The organism is Bacillus cereus group sp. N11 (assembly GCF_016483605.1).
GTDB classification, from domain to species: Bacteria; Bacillota; Bacilli; order Bacillales; family Bacillaceae_G; genus Bacillus_A; species Bacillus_A toyonensis.
The window spans coordinates 196,327-215,692 of record NZ_JAEHBN010000006.1; the positions used below are offsets into that span (position 1 = coordinate 196,327).

A 19,366-nucleotide genomic window follows, 5' to 3' on the forward strand; every position below is an offset into this window, starting at 1 on the left:
CTTCGCCATTGCTTTATGAACGAAACGTATGTCTTTTTTTTTCATATGATCAATTTAGATATTTTGAAGGGAGTGAATCCTTGTGCCAACTTTATTATTAGGGGCTGCCATTCCATTTGGAACGATTGCTTATACATTGTTCATTTTCTTACTTCTATTAGTAATGCTACGCAAATTTGCGTGGGGTCCTTTAATGGGAATTATGAAAGAACGTGAAGAGCATGTTACTAGTGAAATCGACGCTGCAGAAAGAAGTAACGCTGAAGCGAAGAAATTAGTAGAAGAACAACGTGAAATGTTAAAACAATCGCGTGTTGAAGCACAAGAGTTAATCGAAAGAGCGAAAAAACAAGCTGTAGATCAAAAAGATGTGATTGTTGCTGCTGCGAAAGAAGAAGCAGAATCAATTAAAGCATCTGCTGTACAAGAAATTCAACGCGAAAAAGAGCAAGCGATTGCTGCTTTACAAGAACAAGTCGCTTCTTTATCTGTTCAAATTGCTTCTAAAGTAATTGAAAAAGAGTTAAAAGAAGAAGATCAAGTGAAGTTAATTCGCGATTATATTAAAGAAGTAGGAGAAGCGCGATGAGCAATGGGATTGTAGCAAAACGTTATGCTGTCGCTCTTTTTAAAATTGCAAAAGAAAAACACGTATTAGAAATGTTTGAAGAGGAATTACGCCTTGTACAAAACGTTTATGTAAAGAACGGAGAACTACATAGCTTTTTAACGCAACCGAACATTTCAAAAGAGCAGAAGAAAACGTTTCTTGCAAACGTATTCGGATCTGTTTCTGAATCTATTTTAAATACGTTATATATTTTAATTGATAACAAGCGCATTGAAATCTTACCTGAAATTGCAGATGAATATGTTGTTCTTGCTAATGAAGAACGTAACGTAGCGGATGCAACTGTGTATTCTACTCGTCTTCTATCTGAAGAAGAGAAGCTTAACGTTGCAGAAGCATTTGCAAAGAGAACGGGAAAAGATGCAATTCGCGTGAAAAATGTTGTAGATGAAGATTTACTAGGCGGCATTAAAGTACGTATTGGAAATCGCATTTATGATGGAAGTTTACAAGGAAAATTAGCACGTATTCAACGTGAATTAATGAAGAATAGATAGGGGTGAAGCACATGAGCATCAGAGCTGAAGAAATTAGCGCACTGATAAAGCAACAAATCGAGAACTATCAGTCTGAAATCGAAGTTAGTGATGTTGGTACAGTTATCCAAGTTGGTGACGGTATCGCGCGTGCTCATGGTCTTGATAACGTTATGGCTGGTGAACTTGTAGAGTTCTCTAACGGCGTTATGGGGCTAGCACAAAACTTAGAAGAAAACAATGTAGGTATCATTATTTTAGGACCTTACACAGAAATCCGTGAAGGTGACGAAGTTCGTCGTACTGGTCGCATCATGCAAGTACCAGTAGGGAAAGAACTAATCGGTCGTGTTGTAAACCCATTAGGTCAACCAGTTGATGGTTTAGGCCCAATCAATACAACAAACACTCGTCCAATCGAAAGTCCAGCACCAGGTGTAATGGATCGTAAATCTGTTCATGAGCCACTTCAAACAGGTATTAAAGCGATTGATGCTCTTGTACCAATTGGCCGTGGTCAACGTGAGTTAATCATCGGTGACCGTCAAACAGGTAAAACAGCAGTTGCACTTGATACAATCATTAATCAAAAAGATGAAGATATGATTTGTATCTATGTAGCTATCGGACAAAAAGAATCAACTGTACGTAACGTAGTAGAAACACTACGTAAGCACGGTGCATTAGATTACACAATCGTTGTAACTGCATCAGCTTCTCAACCAGCTCCATTATTATACTTAGCTCCTTACGCTGGTGTAACAATGGGTGAAGAGTTCATGTACAATGGTAAACACGTATTAGTAGTATATGATGACTTATCAAAACAAGCAGCGGCTTACCGTGAGCTTTCATTACTATTACGTCGTCCTCCAGGTCGTGAAGCATATCCAGGGGATGTATTCTACTTACATTCTCGCTTATTAGAGCGTGCAGCAAAATTAAGTGATGCAAGAGGCGGCGGTTCTTTAACTGCACTACCTTTCATCGAAACACAAGCAGGGGACGTATCAGCTTACATCCCAACAAACGTAATCTCGATTACGGATGGACAAATCTTCTTACAATCTGACCTATTCTTCTCTGGCGTACGTCCAGCGATCGATGCGGGTACTTCTGTATCACGTGTAGGTGGATCTGCTCAGATTAAAGCAATGAGTAAAGTATCAGGTACACTTCGTCTTGACCTTGCATCTTACCGTGAGTTAGAAGCGTTCGCTCAGTTCGGTTCTGACCTTGATAAAGCAACACAAGCGAAACTAAACCGTGGTGCTCGTACAGTTGAGGTATTAAAACAAGGATTACACAAACCGTTACGTGTAGAGAAACAAGTTATCATTCTTTACGCTTTAACACGTGGATTCCTAGATGATATCCCAGTAGTCGATATCACTCGTTTCGAAGAAGAATTCCATGCTTGGTTAGATTCAAATGCAGCTGACTTATTAAGCGAAATCCGCACAACTAAGAAACTTGCGGATGACGACAAATTTGCAGCAGCAATTAACGGATTTAAAAAAGTATTCGTAGCTTCTGAGTAATTAATAAAAGCGGAAGCGGCTCGATTTGAATGTGAAGTGAAGCCACCGAGCATTCAAGCCGCTGGAGCTAGATAGTATATATAAAAGGCATCTCAGGTTCTGAGATTGCTGACGGTTATGTAGAGGAAAAGAGTAGGTGCACCTATTCTTTTCCTTCAATCATGAGCAAGAATATCTTGCAACGTAGATTAGGAAGAGGATTCTTACTAATCGTGCCAACTTCCGGAAAAAAGGTGGTGAAAACCTGTGGCATCTTTACGCGATATAAAAGCGAAGATTACCTCGACAAAGAAAACGAGTCAAATTACGAAAGCGATGGAGATGGTATCTGCATCTAAGTTAAACCGTGCAGAGCAAAATGCTAAATCCTTCGTTCCGTATATGGAAAAGATTCAAGAAGTAGTAGCGAGCATTGCGCAAGGAAGTAAAGGAATTAATCATCCAATGCTAAATGCGCGTCCTGTAAAGCGTACAGGATACATCGTTATTACATCTGATCGCGGACTAGCAGGTGGTTATAACAGTAACGTATTACGTACAGTTAGTAACGTGATTCGTGAACGTCATAATATGGATTCAAACCAATATTCAATTATTGTGCTTGGCCGACTAGGACGTGATTATTTAAAACGTCGCGGATTTAACATCATTGATGAAGTAGTTGGATTATCTGACCACCCATCATTTACTGATATTAAAGATCTTGCTTCTCGAGCAATTGCGATGTTCGCAGATGGTGCTTATGATGAGCTGTATATTTACTACAACCATTACGTAAGTAAAATTTCACAAGAAGTAACGGAAAATAAAATTTTACCGCTTACTGATGTGGCGTCTGACAAACCGACGACAGCTTATGAATTCGAACCTTCTGAAGAAGAAATTTTAAAAGTATTATTGCCACAATACGCAGAAAGCTTAGTGTACGGTGCATTACTAGACGGTAAAGCAAGTGAGCACGCGGCGCGTATGACAGCAATGAAGAGTGCTACAGACAACGCAATGGAAGTTATCGATTCACTTACACTTTCATTCAACCGTGCACGTCAAGCAGCGATTACGCAAGAAATTACGGAAATCGTTGGTGGAGCAGCAGCGTTAGAATAGTAATAAAAAGTGGAAGCGGCTCGTCCAGAACAGGAGGGCATTGGAGCTCCTGACGAAGAGGCGTAGTTTGCCTCGCAGGAAGGCGCGAAATGACCGACTGTTCTAGCCGCTGGAACTAGATTCAATAAAAAGTGGAAGCGGCTCTGTCAAAAGAGTCGCATAAGCTATAAACTAATAAAAAATTAAAAGCCGACTTCTCTTAGAAAGCTGGCTAATTAAAAGAAAGCTAGGAGGGAACCCGATGAATAAAGGGCGCGTTACGCAAATCATGGGTCCGGTTGTAGACGTTAAGTTTGATGGCGGAAAGCTACCAGAAATCTACAACGCCCTTACGGTAAAACAAAGCAACGAAAACGGAGCAAACATTAACTTAACATTTGAAGTTGCACTTCATTTAGGTGATGACACAGTTCGTACAGTTGCAATGTCTTCCACAGATGGACTTGTTCGTGGCACAGAAGTAGAAGATACTGGTAAAGCAATCTCTGTACCAGTTGGTGATGCAACACTTGGTCGTGTATTTAACGTATTAGGTGATGCAATTGACTTAGATGGTGATGTTCCTGCGGATGTACGTCGTGATCCAATTCACCGTCAAGCACCTGCATTCGAAGAGTTATCTACTAAAGTAGAAATTCTTGAAACTGGTATTAAAGTAGTAGACTTACTTGCTCCTTACATTAAGGGTGGTAAGATCGGTCTATTCGGTGGTGCCGGCGTAGGTAAAACAGTATTAATTCAGGAATTAATTAACAACATCGCACAAGAGCACGGTGGTATCTCTGTATTCGCTGGTGTAGGTGAGCGTACTCGTGAGGGTAATGACTTATACCACGAAATGAGCGATTCTGGCGTAATCAAGAAAACTGCGATGGTATTTGGACAAATGAACGAGCCACCTGGAGCACGTCAACGTGTTGCATTAACAGGTTTAACAATGGCTGAGCATTTCCGTGATGAGCAAGGACAAGACGTACTATTGTTCATCGATAACATCTTCCGTTTCACGCAAGCGGGTTCTGAAGTATCTGCCCTTCTTGGTCGTATGCCATCTGCGGTAGGTTACCAACCAACACTTGCAACAGAAATGGGTCAATTACAAGAGCGTATTACATCTACAAATAAAGGGTCTATCACGTCTATCCAAGCGGTATATGTACCAGCCGATGACTATACTGACCCAGCACCAGCTACAACGTTCGCTCACTTAGATGCAACAACAAACTTAGAGCGTCGTTTAACGCAAATGGGTATTTACCCAGCCGTAGATCCATTAGCATCTACATCTCGTGCACTTTCTCCAGAAATCGTAGGAGAAGAGCATTATGAAGTAGCTCGTCAAGTACAGCAAACTTTACAACGTTATAAAGAGCTTCAAGACATCATCGCTATCTTAGGTATGGATGAGTTATCTGAAGAAGATAAGTTAGTTGTACATCGTGCTCGTCGTATTCAATTCTTCTTATCTCAAAACTTCCACGTAGCTGAGCAGTTTACAGGTCAAAAAGGTTCTTATGTACCTGTAAAAAATACAGTTAGTGGTTTCAAAGAAATTCTAGAAGGAAAATATGATGACCTTCCAGAAGATGCATTCCGCCTTGTTGGTGGCATTGAAGAAGTTATTGAAAACGCGAAGAAAATGATGGCGTAAGGCCTTAGGAGGGACGAAGTATGAAGACATTTCCAGTCAGTATTGTAACTCCTGATGGACCGGTTTACGAAAAAGAAGTAGAGATGGTAAGTGTAAAAGCAGAGAGTGGGGAAATGGGGATCTTACCAGGTCACATTCCAACTGTTGCACCATTAAAAATTAGTGCAGTTCGTCTGAAAAATGGTGGACACACTGATTATGTAGCAGTTAGCGGTGGCTTTATCGAAGTTCGTCCAGATAAAGTAACTGTATTATCATCATCTGCTGAAGAAGCAAACCATATCGATATCCATCGTGCAAATGAAGCGAAGCGTCGCGCTGAGCAACGTATGCAAGACAAACAAGCACATGTTGACTTTAAACGTGCAGAAATGGCATTACAACGTGCTGTGAACCGTTTAAACGTTTCCGATATGAAATAAAAAAATCCGTAAAGGTAAAGCCTTTACGGATTTTTTTATTGTATTTTATGGATAATTTTACAAAAATGGTATAATTGCATTGATGGTTGTATAAGTAGAGAATGTACAACAATTTATATTTCATAAAGGGGATGAATCAATGATCGGTGAAATGAAACGAGAAGCGTTGCACTCTTTAAAGGGGAATTGGGGACTAGGTGTTGGATCAACGATTTTATATTTTATTTTAAGTTATGTTGTTTCAATGGCTGCAATGCTTATACTTTTAATTCCAGGACTTATTCTATTTTTTTTAATTGTTAGCTTCGCTGGTTCAATTGAAAGGGAAACAATATCAATTGGAGCAGCTATTACATTTGGGGTATTTTATTGTATCATGATAATTTTGAGTAACGCATCGTATGGTATTACATCATACGGTTATACGAATGTATGTCTACAGATTAGTAAACGAGAAGGTGCTAAAGTAGATCATTTATTCGAAGGATTTCGTGGTTTTAAAAGAATGATGAAAACAATGTGGGCAATGCTTGCGATTTTGTTATATACAGTTACATGGATTCCGATGTTGTTAATAGGCTTATTTGCATTGTTAGGTGAAGAAGGGAATACGTCATTTGCAATTGCTTTCTTCGTACTATTAGCTATTTCAATCGTTGGCATGATTGTGATGTATTTTTCTTATGCAATGACGTACTATGTAATGATTGAAAATCCAGAATATAGTGTGTCACAAGCAATGAAAGAAAGTAAGAGTCTTATGAAGGGACATAAGTTAGATTTGTTTCTTTTATGGCTTAGTTTTATAGGATGGAGTATTTTAGCAATTTTGACATTTGGAATAGGTTTTCTTTGGCTTAGTCCGTATATGGGTACAACGACATCTCATTTTTATCGCTATATTTCAAAAGATGAATTGCGGTAAGAACATGCTATACTAATAGAATTGTTACGTATAGGAGGCTAATTATGATTAGTGATTTAAAAGGAGAAGCGTTAGACTCTCTAGAAGGAAAATGGGGCTTAGCTGTTGGGGCAACATTATTAATTTCAATTCTTATCACGATGTTTAGTTTTAGTGTTAAGTGGGGATTTTCTTCAACTTTCGGTTGGCAAGATACAACTGGTTCATTTTCGATAGATATTCTTACACTTTTTGTTACCGGACCGTTAACTTTAGGGGGGTATTATCTGGCTTTAAATATCATTCGTGAAAAACAAGCTAGTATCGGCAATGTATTTGTTTGGTTTACAGAGGGGAAAAGATTTTTAAAATCATTTTTAGTATATTTACTAGTGAATCTTTATCTTCTTTTATGGACTTTACTTTTCATTATTCCAGGCATTATTAAATCATTTTCTTATGCAATGACATATTTTATTTTAAATGACCATCCCGAGTACTCATTGAATCAAGCTATTACGGAGAGTCGTCGTATGATGGATGGGCATAAAATGGAGTATTTCATTTTATGTTTAAGTTTTATTGGTTGGTTTATATTAAGTTGTATTACATTAGGGATTGGATTCCTCTGGTTAATTCCATATTTCTATACGACAGCTGCAGCTTTTTACGAAGAGGTTGCAGAAGAATATTACGAGAAAAAACCCCCAACAATATAAAGTGAAACTGTTGTCATTGGGGCTTTATTCATCCCAAAATGATAACGAACTTTCACTCTCGCAAATAGCAGGATAAAAACACCCAGTGTGAATTAATTGTTCATACTGGGTGTTTTTTGTAGAAATTTTATAAACTGTTTACTTGTTAAAGGTTTACTGAAATAGTAACCTTGCATATATTTACAGTTGTTTTTTTGTAGAAACTTAAGTTGTTTTTCCGTTTCAATTCCTTCAGCAATGACAGAGAGATTTAAAGTATTTGCAAGAGAAAGGATAGTGGAAAAGATGGCTCTTTCTTCAGGGCGATGATCGGCTAGTTGTGTAAATTCTCTTGGTACCTTTAATGTATCGATAGGGAAAATTGATAAATAAGCGAGAGAAGAATAGCCAGTACCGAAGTCATCAATTGCCGTTCGAATGCCATATTCTTTTAATTGCTTCAGTCTCGATAGTGTTTCTTTTTCATTAATCATCGCAATTCGTTCTGTTAACTCAAGTGTGACATGTTTTGGATCAACCTGCACGTCGTTTAATATTTTTGAAATGTTTTCGATTAATTGATTTTGTTGGAACTCTTTTGCTGATAAATTAACGCTTATTTTTAAATTTTGATAGCCAAAGGTATGCCATATTTTTAATTGGAGACAGGCTTCTTTTAATACCCAATGTCCAAGTGGAACGACTTGTGGCGTTTCTTCTACAATTGGAATGAACTCACATGGTGAAATGTCACCTAATAGTGGATGTTTCCAACGTATTAATGCTTCAGCACCGATAATTTTATTTGTTGTCGTATCAATTTGTGGTTGATAGACGAGATAAAATTCCTTGTTTACTAAAGCGAGTGGCAAATCCTTTTCGATTCGAGCTTTTCGTTCTATTTTCTTATATAGTTCTTTCGTATAAAGAGAGCTACGATTTTTTCCTTTATTTTTTGCTTCGTACATGGCCATATCGGCATGTTGTAAAATAGAAAGTGGGTCTTCGCCCGCTTCAGGGTATATTGCAATCCCGATACTCGGTGAGATTCGTAAATGCTGATTTTCGATTTCGAATGGTTTGTTCATGGCCGCTACAATCATATCAGCTATTTTTTTTACATCTGTCCTTTTTTTATAATTTTCGATGAGGATTGTGAACTCATCTCCAGCTAGTCGAGCAAGTTTCATATGCTGTGTTGATAATCGTTCAAGCCTTTTGGCTACTGCAATTAATAGGAGGTCTCCCACCCGATGCCCGAGAGTATCATTAATAACCTTAAAGCGGTCTAAATCGAGAAACATAACAGCAAAGGAGCTTTTCGATATTTTTGCACGTGCAATCGCCTTTTCTAAATATTGATGAAATGCACGGCGATTTGCAAGTTCAGTTAAAGTATCATGATATGCTAGGAAATTAATTTGTTCTTGTTGTTGTTTGCTTTCCGTAATATCTTTAATCATTAAATAGACCCCTGAAATATGATCCTTTAAAAAGATGGGAACAGCTGTAACATGCAAGTAGTAAATATCTCTGTTTTTGTGATACGCTCGTATTTCTAAAGAGATAGAATTCCCCTTTTTTACGCGATGAAAGGCGTTAATAATTTCTTCTAAATCTTCTTCGTATATGAGTGAGTAGTAAGGTTGATTTAATAATTCATTCGTTTGATACCCTAGTAAAGTAGTACCAGCGTTATTAACTTTAAGAAAATTGCCGTACAAATCTAATGTGAAGATTGGATCTGGATGGTGCTCGTATAAAGATTTAAACATTTGTTGGTTATGATAGAGCTCATTTTTTTGTTCTACTAAATCTTCTGTACGTAGTTCAATTTGTTTCTCGAGTTCCAAGTTGAATTGCATTTGGGCTAGTAATAATATTTTATTTTGTTTTCGAACTAAACTATGGCGTATGAGAACGAAAGTGAAAGTTATTATAAGCCCGATTACTACAATGGGGGCAAAAACATATTCGGCCAATATAAAAATAATAAGCATTACTACAGAAATATAAGGTAATGATAATCGGATTGATTCACCGAATTTAGGTGTTAATAGTACCTGCTCTTGTTTTTCAGGCTCTTTCGTATGAAGAATACAGGCGATTGCTGCTAGCACTAAAACCACTTGATAGAACGGAGTAACTGTAAACATAGAATACGCTGGTGTGAAATATTTTATATAAGCATAAATAGCATCTGTAGTAGCATACAAAATTAAAGCACTACCAAGAAGTGCACCAACTTGTTTTGGTAATAAGGATAATGGTCTGAATAAAAGGTTGATTCCAATTAAAAGAAAGAGTAAATCAGCCATTGGATAGGTAAGTTGAACAAATATATCGATATAGGATGTTGTAAAAACGTGAATGGTTTGCTCAATAAGTAAGTAGTAACTTAAAGTAAATTGGGCTGTAACGATAATACAAATATCACATATCATAAAAAGCTTTTCTAATAAGTCCCGGTTATAAATGATCTCGTATAGAAAGGCAAGTGCAAAGCTAATTAAAAAAAGTAGGTAAAAAAAGTCAGACGGATCAACAAACGTATAGTAGTCCTTTAAAATTAAACGTTGATAGGAAACAACTATATCACCAATGAAATAAGAGAGAGCCCCAACAGATAATATGATCCAAAATAAACGGGATAGCCCTTGTTTCGTATTTGTAAAATAAAATATATAACTACAAGCGATAATATCAATTAATAAGGTACTCATTCCGATTAATATTTGAAAGGGAAATGAGTATTCATATAGAAAGAGCATGGCTACGTAATGAATTGCGATAGAAAACAATAAAACGCTTATAAGAATACTTACATGTGTATGTTTTTTCATTTATATCACCTACGGTATATACATATAAACTTCCTTTTTATTTTTTGCGATTGCCTAAAAAATATATATAAATTCTATACTTATTTTGCACAGGTATAGCGAGTTATAAAAATAGATTTTAATAATTCTTGTTTCTGTCCTCAACATATCGACATAGGAATTTGAAGTTTGCTATAATAAATAAAATAGTTTAATTATTTAGAAAAATTTAAAAATAATATTTGTCGCAACTGGGACATATTGTTTACTAAGTGAACTTGTTCTTAATTTAGGGGGGAGGGTTTCACAATGGCAAGTGTATATGAAAATAGTTATATGATCGTTTTGATTTTCTTGCTAGTAGGCATATTACTGCCGGTAGTGGCTCTTACATTAGGAAGGATGCTGCGCCCAAACAAACCAAGTGCAGCAAAAGCGACGACGTATGAGAGTGGAATTGAGCCTTTTCATGATGCAAATATTCGGTTTCATGCTCGTTACTATATTTTCGCTTTATTGTTTGTCATCTTTGATGTAGAAACTTTATTTCTATATCCATGGGCTGTTGCATATGACAAGCTAGGTTTATTTGCATTAATTGAAATGCTCATCTTTGTTGTAATGTTGCTAGTTGGATTAGCTTATGCTTGGAAAAAGAAGGTGTTACAATGGTTATAAATTTTGAGGCACTACATCCAAATGAGCGAGCGGAATTAGAGAGAAATATCTTTTTTTCTACATTGGAGCAGTTAAAAGGGTGGGCGAGGAGTAATTCTTTATGGCCGATGACATTCGGACTGGCATGCTGTGCGATTGAAATGATGGGAGTAGGTTCATCACATTACGATTTAGATCGATTTGGGTCATTTTTTCGGACTTCACCAAGGCAATCAGATGTCATGATTGTGTCGGGAACGGTAACGAAGAAGATGGCTCCTATTGTTAGGCGTTTATATGATCAAATGCCTGAACCGAAATGGGTTATTGCGATGGGATCTTGTGCGACTGCTGGTGGTCCGTATGTGAATTCGTACGCTGTTGTGAAAGGTGTAGATCAAATTGTACCAGTTGATGTGTATATTCCTGGATGCCCACCAAACCCTGCAGCTTTAATTTATGGAATTAATAAGTTGAAAGAGAAAATTCGTTACGAGGCAAAGACAGGGAAGCAGGTGACGAATAAATGAGTAATCCAAATAAAGATTTAGAGGATCTGAAAAGAGAAGCTGCTAGGCGCGCGAAAGAGGAAGCGAGAAAACGTCTTGTTGCGAAACATGATGCGGAAATAAGTAAGCTTGAGGGAGAAAATCAAGAAAAAGAGAAAGCGCTACCAAAAATTGATGGAATGACTGTAGAAGAAGTAAAACAACGTGCAGCAGCTGCTGCGAAAGCAAAAGCAGCGGCGCTAGCGAAGCAAAAAAGAGAAGGAACAGAAGAGGTAACGGAAGAAGAAAAGGCCAAAGCGAAGGCGAAGGCCGTGGCAGCTGCGAAAGCAAAAGTAGCTGCGCTCGCGAAGCAGAAAAGAGAAGGGACAGAAGAAGTAACGGAAGAAAAGGCCAAAGCGAAGGCGAAGGCAGCCGCAGCTGCGAAAGCAAAAGCGGCGGCGCTAGCGAAGCAAAAAAGAGAAGGAACAGAAGAGGTAACGGAAGAAGAAAAGGCTAAAGCGAAGGCGAAGGCCGTGGCAGCTGCGAAAGCAAAAGCAGCGGCGCTAGCGAAACAGAAAGCTTCGCAAGGTGATGGGAATTTGGGAGATGAAAAGGCGAAGGCAATTGCAGCAGCGAAGGCGAAAGCGGCTGCGGCGGCAAGGGCGAAGACGAAGGGTGCTGAAAGTGAAAAGGAAGATGTACCGAAGCAAGAAGAGTCGTCCGTTAATCAGCCGTATCTCAATCAGTATGTTGAGGTTATTAGGGGTAAATTAGGAGGTAGCACATTAGTAGATTCCTATATTAATAAACTTTCAAAAGATGTACCAACTCTTGTGGTGGATCCTTCAAAATATTATGAGGTGATGGAGTTACTACGATTCCATGAGGGACTTGCTTTTGATTATATGTCAGAGCTACATGCGACAGATTTTGTGACTCATATGGAAGTGTATGTTCATTTATTTTCATATGGAAAGAAACAGTCTGTAGCGGTGAAGGTAAAGCTGGATAGAGAAGTGCCGCAAGTTGAATCGGTAACAGCGCTGTGGAAAGGGGCTGACTGGCCGGAGCGAGAAGCGTATGATTTGCTCGGCATTGTATTTAAAGGGCATCCGAATTTAACGCGTATTTTAATGCCAGATGATTGGGTAGGATATCCGCTTAGAAAAGACTATGAACCGTATGATGTGGAGGTGTAGCTATGATCCGCACGGAAGAGATGCTTTTGAATGTAGGACCTCAGCATCCGAGTACACACGGTGTGTTCAGGCTCGTAATTAAGATTGACGGGGAAATTATTAAAGAAGCTACACCGGTTATTGGGTATTTGCATCGCGGGACTGAAAAGATCGCTGAGAGCTTACAGTATACACAAATTATCCCTTATACAGATCGAATGGACTATTTATCAGCAATGACGAATAATTACGTCATTTGCCATGCTGTAGAGACGATGATGGGACTTGAAATTCCGGAGCGTGCCGAATACTTGCGAGTACTTGCGATGGAGCTGGGAAGAATTGCGAGCCATCTCGTTTGGTGGGGTACAAATCTTCTTGATATAGGAGCGGTCAGCCCGTTTTTGTACGCGTTTCGTGAACGAGAGATGATTATAAATTTATTAAATGAATTATGCGGGGCACGGCTTACTTTTAACTATATGAGAGTTGGCGGTGTGAAGTGGGATGCGCCGGATGGTTGGATTGAAAAAGTGGAAGAGTTTGTTCCATACATGAGAGAGCAATTGGCAGGTTATCACGACCTTGTTAGTGGTAATGAGATTTTCTTGAATCGCGTGAAGGGCGTTGGCATATATAGCGCGGAAGAAGCAATTTCGTATTCTTTAAGCGGAGCGAACTTGCGGTGCACCGGAGTAAACTGGGATCTTCGCAAAGAAGAGCCGTATTCGGTTTATGATCGTTTTAAATTTGATATTCCTGTTGGGAGCGTGGGAGATGCTTGGGATCGCTACGTTTGCCGAATGGAGGAAATTGAAGAGTCGTTAAAAATTGTAGAGCAAGCAGTCCAGCAGTTTCCAAAGGACGGAGCCGTACTGGCGAAAGTGCCGAAAATTATTAAGGCGCCTAAGGGGGAAGCGTTTGTCCGTATAGAATCACCACGCGGGGAGATTGGTTGCTATATCGCTAGTGACGGAAAGAAAGAGCCATATCGTCTGAAATTCCGCAGACCTTCTTTTTATAACTTGCAAATTTTACCGAAGCTATTGAAGGGTGAAAACATCGCCAATTTAATTACGATTTTAGGTGGAGTCGATATTGTACTTGGGGAGGTCGATGGCTAATGATTGAGACGCTCTTACAATCACCTTCAAGCTGGACGAATTTCTTCATTTTTTTCGGATTAGCAGTGCTTCTACTATTTGCAGTCCTTGGCTTCGTTACATATGGTATTTTGGCAGAACGGAAAGTGATGGGATTTATGCAAGGGCGGATTGGACCAAACCAAGTTGGAGGGCGGTTCGGTTTACTGCAAACGGTAGCTGATGTTTTGAAACTATTATTGAAAGAAGATAGTATTCCGAAAGCTGCAGATAAACCGTTGTTCATATTAGCACCTGTCATTGCATTTGCGCCAGCATTTATGGTACTTGCGGTTATCCCGTTTACCGATAAATTTCAGTTCGCGGATATTGGTGTCGGATTGCTGTATTACATTGCTGTTTCTGGGATTACGACAATTGGTGTCGTAACTGGGGGATGGGCATCAAATAATAAATATTCCCTTTTAGGAGGGATGCGCGCGGCGGCGCAAATGATTTCTTATGAAATTCCGCTTGTAATGAGCGTAATTGGTATCGTTTTGCTAGCTGGTAGCTTGAATCTAAATGAAATTGTAGCGGCGCAGGAGAAAGTTTGGTACATTTTCGTACAGCCAATTGGATTCGTCGTTTTCTTAATCGCAGCAGTAGCAGAGTTAAATAGGACGCCGTTTGATTTACCAGAAGCGGAGTCAGAACTTGTTTCTGGATATCATACGGAATACTCAGGTTTTCGCTGGGCGTTTTTCATGCTTTCAGAGTATGTATATTTCTTCGGAATGGCCTCTTTAATTACAGTACTTTTTTTAGGCGGCTGGAATCCAGTCATGTTTCTTGGATTTATCCCAGGTGCCGTATGGTTTGCTTTGAAATTTAGCAGTGTAGTCTTTCTATTAATTTGGTTCCGCGTTACGTTCCCGCGTATAAGGGGTGACCAGTTAATGGAGTTTGGCTGGAAAGTATTATTACCAATCGCACTTGCAAATATTTTCTTAACGGCATTGATTAAGGAGCTATTCTTCTAATCTATGAAGGGGGTGCCAGTAAGAGATGAAAGGGTTATTTAAAGGTTTAAAATATACGCTGAGTAATTTGAGTAAGAAAAAGGTGACGTATGATTATCCAAATCAGCCGTTGCCGTTGCCAGATCGCTTTAGAGGGATTCAAAAATTTTATCCAGAGAAATGTATTGTTTGTAATCAGTGTTCTAACATTTGTCCGACAGATTGCATTCAATTGACGGGAAAGAAACATCCTGACCCTGCGAAAAAAGGGAAAATTATTGATACGTATGATATTAATTTTGAAATTTGTATACTTTGCGATTTATGTACAGAAGTTTGCCCGACAGAGGCAATTGTTATGACAAATAACTTTGAACTCGCAGCATATTCACGTGATGATTTATTTAAAAATTTGCAGTGGCTCGACGAAAACGATGAAAACGTCAGGAAGGAGAATAAAGCATGAATGGCGAGTTTATAGCATTCTTTATACTATCCTTGTCTGCAATTATCGGTGGTGTTCTCATGTTGAACTTAACGAAAGTAATGCATATGATGCTAGCTCTCGTTCTGACATTTCTTAGCATTGCAGGTTTGTACTTTCTTTTATCGGCCGAGTTTATCGGAGTTGCACAAATTTTACTTTACTCTGGTGCAATCACAATTATTATGATTTTTGGCATTATGTTAACGAAACATAATGCAGAAAATGAATCACGTCTTACTCTTCGAAAATGGATTATCTTCTTTGCAGTTGTAGCATTTGGGGCAGTTATGTATTTCGCTGTTAATAGTATCGATTTTTCAAATGAAAGCACACAAGGAAGTTTACCTCTCCATGAAAAAAACACACTTCAAATCGGTACACTTCTCTATTCGAAATACATTATTCCATTTGAGTTAACCTCGGTTATTTTACTTGTAGCACTTGTTGGCGCGATTATACTTGCGAAGAAGGATGAGAAAGAGGAGGATTCCAATGAGTAGCGTTCCAGCTTCTGCGTATTTAACACTTGCGATTATTTTGTTTTGCATAGGTTTATTTGGAGCTTTAACGAAGCGAAACACAGTAATCGTATTAGTTTGTATCGAATTAATGCTAAATGCTGCCAATTTAAATTTAGTGGCGTTTAGTAAATTAGGTTTGTTCCCGAATTTAACAGGGCAAATCTTCTCGCTGTTTACGATGGCTGTAGCGGCAGCGGAGGCGGCGGTAGGGCTCGCCATTTTAATTGCTTTGTATCGTAATCGCACGACAGTTCATGTAGATGAAATGGATACGCTTAAAGGATAGCATTGTGACCGAAAAGGGGGAAGGAAACAATGATCGATTATGCATGGCTCATACCGCTTTTCCCGCTTGTTTCGTTTTTTTTACTTATTATGTTCGGGAAGAAAATTAGAGAAGGAAGCAGCGTACTTAGTATTTTCTTCGTCTCTCTCTCCTTTATACTCGCGGTACTTGTATTAATAGAAAGATTTTCGAAGGTCACAGTGAAGCATAAATGGGTATGGCTTAGAACTGGAGATATTGATATATCATTTGGCTTTGAAGTGACTGCATTAGGGGCTTTAATGTTATTTATCGTTACACTTGTGAGCTTACTTGTACATGTGTATTCAAAAGGTTATATGAAAGGTGACGCAAGATTACCAACTTTTTATGCATATTTAGGACTCTTTACATTTGCGATGCTTGGGCTTGTTATATCGACGAATTTGTTACAGCTTTATATATTTTGGGAGTTAGTAGGCCTTGGTTCATTTTTACTCATCGGTTTTTATTTCTTTAAGGAAGAAGCGAAGGCTGCTGCGAAAAAGGCTTTTATTATGACTCGTATTGGAGATGTTGGTTTATTTATTGGGATGATTTTAATCTTCTGGCATGCAGGTAGTTTTGAGTATGACGCAATTTTTAGAGCGATTCATACAGGCGATCTGTCCCCGACTATGATAACGATAACGGCGATATTAATTTTTATCGGGGCGATGGGGAAATCAGGTCAATTTCCGCTTCATACGTGGTTGCCTGATGCGATGGAGGGGCCAACGCCTGTTTCGGCACTTATTCATGCGGCGACGATGGTCGCAGCCGGTGTATATTTAGTAGCAACGATGTTCCCGCTATTTTCGGCAAGTACGGTGGCAATGCAGACGGTGGCAATTGTTGGTGCTTTCACCGCAATATTTGCGGCCTCTATCGGTCTTGTACAGACGGATATAAAGAGGGTACTTGCTTATTCTACAGTTAGCCAGCTCGGGTATATGATGCTCGCCTTAGGTTCTGCTGGTTATGTAGCGGGTATATTCCATCTAACGACACATGCCTTTTTTAAAGCGTTACTATTCTTGGCAGCAGGAAGTGTAATTCATGCTGTGCATACGCAAAACATTAATAAAATGGGCGGTTTACAGAAGAAGATGAAAGTAACGGGTACGTTATTTTTAATAGGTACACTTGCAATTAGTGGAGTTCCGCTTCTTTCGGGTTTTTTTAGTAAAGATGAAATTTTGGCAGCAACTTGGATGAGTGGCAACTACTTTCTATTTGTTCTAGCAGTCTTTGCGGCATTCCTAACAGCATTCTACATGTTCCGCCTATACTTTCTTGTCTTTACTGGGGAAGCGAAGACGAAGGAAGACGTGCATGACTCGCCGCGTATTATGACGTATCCGATGATTGTTCTCGGCGTTCTCGCGGTAGTAGCAGGATATATAAATACACCGTGGTTTGGAACGTTTCTCGGAGATTGGCTGACGAAGGATATACAATTTAAAGTGGAAGAAGCACATGGACCAATTTGGATCATGATTGTTGCGACGCTCGTTTCATTTGGGGGGATTGCCCTTGCGTATTTCATATATGGAAAGAAAACTATCTCAAAAAATTGGGCAGGAGGAGAAAGGTCATTTCTTCATAAGCTCTTGAAAGAAAAATATTATGTGGATGAACTATACAATATGACAGTGATTCCTATTACGAAGGGAATCGCTCATGTGCTTCGTTTATTTGAAGTATATGTCGTGGAAGGGATTGCTGTTTTAATCGCAAGTTTCGTTAAAGGGGTAAGTGGCACCTTGTCGAGGCTTCAAAACGGGAATGTACAAGTGTACGGCACTGTAACAGCAGTTTCGCTCGCGGTCCTCGTCATTATTTTGCTATATACGGGAGGGGATTTACGATGAATGATTTGTTGTTGACGTTCTTCATTTTCTCCCCACTTTTAGGGATTCTATTACTTGTATTAACACCGAAAAAAGAATCGCGTACAGTACGAGCGCTCGGTTTATTTGGGACGGCGCTTCCATTTGGGATAGCTACCGTCCTCGCTTGTACATATGCTTCTGGAAAGAGTCTATCGCTATTTGATGAAAAAGTGAAATGGATTAAATTTGGTGATTTTGCAGCGGTGGATAAAAGATGGTTTTCTATTTATTACGAGCTTGGAATTGATGGTTTGTCACTTGTAATGATGGTGCTGACAGCCCTTCTAGCGATGCTTGCAGCAATTGCAGCGTTTTCCATTAAAAGAAATTTAAAAGCATTTTATATGCTATTGCTCATGCTAGAAATAGGGATGCTCGGTGTCTTCGCTGCTAAAAATTTAATGTTGTTCTTTATTTTCTTTGAAATTACACTGCCACCAATGTTTTTATTAATTGGCAAGTGGGGGAAATTGTCGAGTGAAAAGGCTGCATATAGTTATTTAATATATAACGGCATTGGATCAGCTATTTTGCTCATCGTTTTCTCGATTTTGTTCGCGAAAACAGGTACGACAAATATTGTGGAATTGAAAGAGATATTAACAGGTGTAAGTGCTGGGGGAGGACAGATCGTCCCGAGTAGCTTACAGCTTGGTGTATTTATTGCTATAATGATTGCCTTTGCAATTAAACTACCTATTTTCCCGTTGCATCGCTGGATGGTCAATGTGCATATTGAAGCGCACCCTGCTGTAGTTATGCTTCATGCGGGCGTTTTGCTAAAGATTGGAGCGTACGGGATGATTCGCTTCGGGAAGGGGTTATTCCCGGAATACTTTCGCGAGTTTGCCACGCTAATTGCGGTTTTAGGAGTAATCAACTTATTGTACGGCGCCTTTTTAGCACTCATCCAAACGGATTTTAGGAAGGTACTCGCCTACTCTAGTATTTCGCATATGGGAATTGTTTTAATGGGGCTTGCGGCACTTAATGCGCCAGGTACACAAGGGGCGCTATTCCAAGTTGTTTCGCACGGTTTAATTGCAGCCTTGCTCTTCTTCTTGCTTGGTGTTATAGAACAGCGTTTTGGCACGTCGGATATTAAAGCGCTTGGTGGACTCGCAAAAAGTGTCCCAATACTTAGCGGCTTCTTCCTAGCAGGAGGAATGGCATCGCTTGGACTGCCGGGGATGTCTGGATTTGTGAGTGAGTTTCTTGCCTTTCTCGGCTTATTCCAAGGGGAGCCAGTCATTGCTGCAGTCGGTGTACTTGGGATTATTTTAACCGCTGTGTACGTATTAAGAGCGACACTCCAAGTAACATTTGGTAAGAAAGAGTGGGAAGCGAAAACTGATATACACGGATGGGAGTACGTCCCGGTCCTATTGCTTATCTTCTGTATTATTGCCATTGGAGTAATGCCAGAAATACTAGGGGATCCGCTTCAAAATACATTGAAAACATTGGGGGTGAAGTAGGA

19 protein-coding genes are annotated in these 19,366 nt (G+C 39.2%); 18 read left to right on the forward strand and 1 reads right to left on the reverse strand.

Features of this window, described 5'->3' with window-relative positions; translation table 11 throughout:
• The first annotated feature begins 82 nt into the window (after positions 1-82).
• The 8 genes from atpF to JDS98_RS12320 all read left to right on the forward strand — a co-directional run bounded on the left by atpF (position 83) and on the right by JDS98_RS12320 (position 7,451).
• Positions 83-589, forward strand: coding sequence for a F0F1 ATP synthase subunit B (gene atpF / locus JDS98_RS12285; RefSeq protein WP_001142619.1), 507 nt, complete (start codon positions 83-85; stop codon positions 587-589).
• Positions 586-1,128, forward strand: a complete 543-nt coding sequence (atpH, locus tag JDS98_RS12290) for a F0F1 ATP synthase subunit delta (protein WP_000064687.1) — start codon at positions 586-588, stop codon at positions 1,126-1,128. Before atpF ends, atpH begins: the two co-directional genes overlap by 4 nt.
• Before the next feature lie 11 nt (positions 1,129-1,139).
• Positions 1,140-2,648: a F0F1 ATP synthase subunit alpha gene (gene atpA / locus JDS98_RS12295; protein ID WP_000027515.1), complete on the forward strand. Its 1,509-nt coding sequence runs from the start codon at positions 1,140-1,142 to the stop codon at positions 2,646-2,648.
• Positions 2,649-2,894: 246 nt separating this feature from the next.
• Positions 2,895-3,755, forward strand: a complete 861-nt coding sequence (atpG, locus tag JDS98_RS12300) for a F0F1 ATP synthase subunit gamma (RefSeq protein WP_000157703.1) — start codon at positions 2,895-2,897, stop codon at positions 3,753-3,755.
• A gap of 241 nt (positions 3,756-3,996) precedes the next feature.
• Complete coding sequence (gene atpD / locus JDS98_RS12305; protein WP_001032587.1) at positions 3,997-5,406, forward strand: F0F1 ATP synthase subunit beta; 1,410 nt, start codon at positions 3,997-3,999, stop codon at positions 5,404-5,406.
• Between the two features lie 20 nt (positions 5,407-5,426).
• Entirely contained in the window at positions 5,427-5,828 is a 402-nt protein-coding gene (atpC, locus tag JDS98_RS12310) for a F0F1 ATP synthase subunit epsilon (protein ID WP_000847214.1), read from the forward strand.
• A 139-nt stretch (positions 5,829-5,967) separates the two neighbouring features.
• Positions 5,968-6,753: a DUF975 family protein gene (locus JDS98_RS12315; RefSeq protein WP_199633917.1), complete on the forward strand. Its 786-nt coding sequence runs from the start codon at positions 5,968-5,970 to the stop codon at positions 6,751-6,753.
• A gap of 44 nt (positions 6,754-6,797) precedes the next feature.
• On the forward strand, positions 6,798-7,451 hold the full coding sequence (locus tag JDS98_RS12320) for a DUF975 family protein (protein ID WP_097958208.1): 654 nt from the start codon (positions 6,798-6,800) through the stop codon (positions 7,449-7,451).
• Positions 7,452-7,543: 92 nt separating this feature from the next.
• Here the strand turns inward: JDS98_RS12320 and JDS98_RS12325 are convergent, their stop codons facing one another.
• Positions 7,544-10,273 carry an EAL domain-containing protein gene (locus tag JDS98_RS12325; protein WP_097958210.1) on the reverse strand — a complete coding sequence of 910 codons (2,730 nt, stop codon included), beginning with the start codon at positions 10,271-10,273 and terminating at the stop codon, positions 7,544-7,546.
• A 288-nt stretch (positions 10,274-10,561) separates the two neighbouring features.
• Between JDS98_RS12325 and nuoA the strand changes: the two genes are divergently transcribed.
• The 10 genes from nuoA to JDS98_RS12375 are packed head-to-tail and all read left to right on the forward strand — an operon-like array spanning position 10,562 to position 19,364.
• Positions 10,562-10,930, forward strand: a complete 369-nt coding sequence (gene nuoA, locus JDS98_RS12330; protein ID WP_000179277.1) for an NADH-quinone oxidoreductase subunit NuoA — start codon at positions 10,562-10,564, stop codon at positions 10,928-10,930.
• Positions 10,921-11,439, forward strand: a complete 519-nt coding sequence (nuoB, locus tag JDS98_RS12335; RefSeq protein ID WP_000236327.1) for an NADH-quinone oxidoreductase subunit NuoB — start codon at positions 10,921-10,923, stop codon at positions 11,437-11,439. Before nuoA ends, nuoB begins: the two co-directional genes overlap by 10 nt.
• Complete coding sequence (locus JDS98_RS12340) at positions 11,436-12,596, forward strand: NADH-quinone oxidoreductase subunit C (protein WP_199633918.1); 1,161 nt, start codon at positions 11,436-11,438, stop codon at positions 12,594-12,596. Before nuoB ends, JDS98_RS12340 begins: the two co-directional genes overlap by 4 nt.
• Positions 12,597-12,598: 2 nt before the next feature.
• Positions 12,599-13,699 (forward strand): NADH-quinone oxidoreductase subunit NuoD, encoded by a 1,101-nt coding sequence (gene nuoD / locus JDS98_RS12345; RefSeq protein ID WP_097958215.1) that lies wholly within the window; start codon positions 12,599-12,601, stop codon positions 13,697-13,699.
• The gene (gene nuoH, locus JDS98_RS12350) at positions 13,699-14,700 is read left to right on the forward strand and encodes an NADH-quinone oxidoreductase subunit NuoH (RefSeq protein ID WP_000573426.1); all 1,002 of its coding nucleotides are present in this window, start codon (positions 13,699-13,701) and stop codon (positions 14,698-14,700) included. Before nuoD ends, nuoH begins: the two co-directional genes overlap by 1 nt.
• A gap of 25 nt (positions 14,701-14,725) precedes the next feature.
• Complete coding sequence (gene nuoI / locus JDS98_RS12355) at positions 14,726-15,145, forward strand: NADH-quinone oxidoreductase subunit NuoI (protein ID WP_000677188.1); 420 nt, start codon at positions 14,726-14,728, stop codon at positions 15,143-15,145.
• Positions 15,142-15,666: an NADH-quinone oxidoreductase subunit J gene (locus JDS98_RS12360; protein ID WP_087971158.1), complete on the forward strand. Its 525-nt coding sequence runs from the start codon at positions 15,142-15,144 to the stop codon at positions 15,664-15,666. The genes nuoI and JDS98_RS12360 overlap by 4 nt, the downstream gene beginning before the upstream one ends.
• Complete coding sequence (gene nuoK, locus JDS98_RS12365) at positions 15,659-15,973, forward strand: NADH-quinone oxidoreductase subunit NuoK (RefSeq protein ID WP_000100078.1); 315 nt, start codon at positions 15,659-15,661, stop codon at positions 15,971-15,973. The genes JDS98_RS12360 and nuoK overlap by 8 nt, the downstream gene beginning before the upstream one ends.
• Positions 15,974-16,002: 29 nt before the next feature.
• Positions 16,003-17,865, forward strand: a complete 1,863-nt coding sequence (gene nuoL / locus JDS98_RS12370; protein WP_199633919.1) for an NADH-quinone oxidoreductase subunit L — start codon at positions 16,003-16,005, stop codon at positions 17,863-17,865.
• On the forward strand, positions 17,862-19,364 hold the full coding sequence (locus JDS98_RS12375; protein ID WP_199633920.1) for an NADH-quinone oxidoreductase subunit M: 1,503 nt from the start codon (positions 17,862-17,864) through the stop codon (positions 19,362-19,364). The genes nuoL and JDS98_RS12375 overlap by 4 nt, the downstream gene beginning before the upstream one ends.
• The last annotated feature ends 2 nt before the right edge of the window (positions 19,365-19,366 follow it).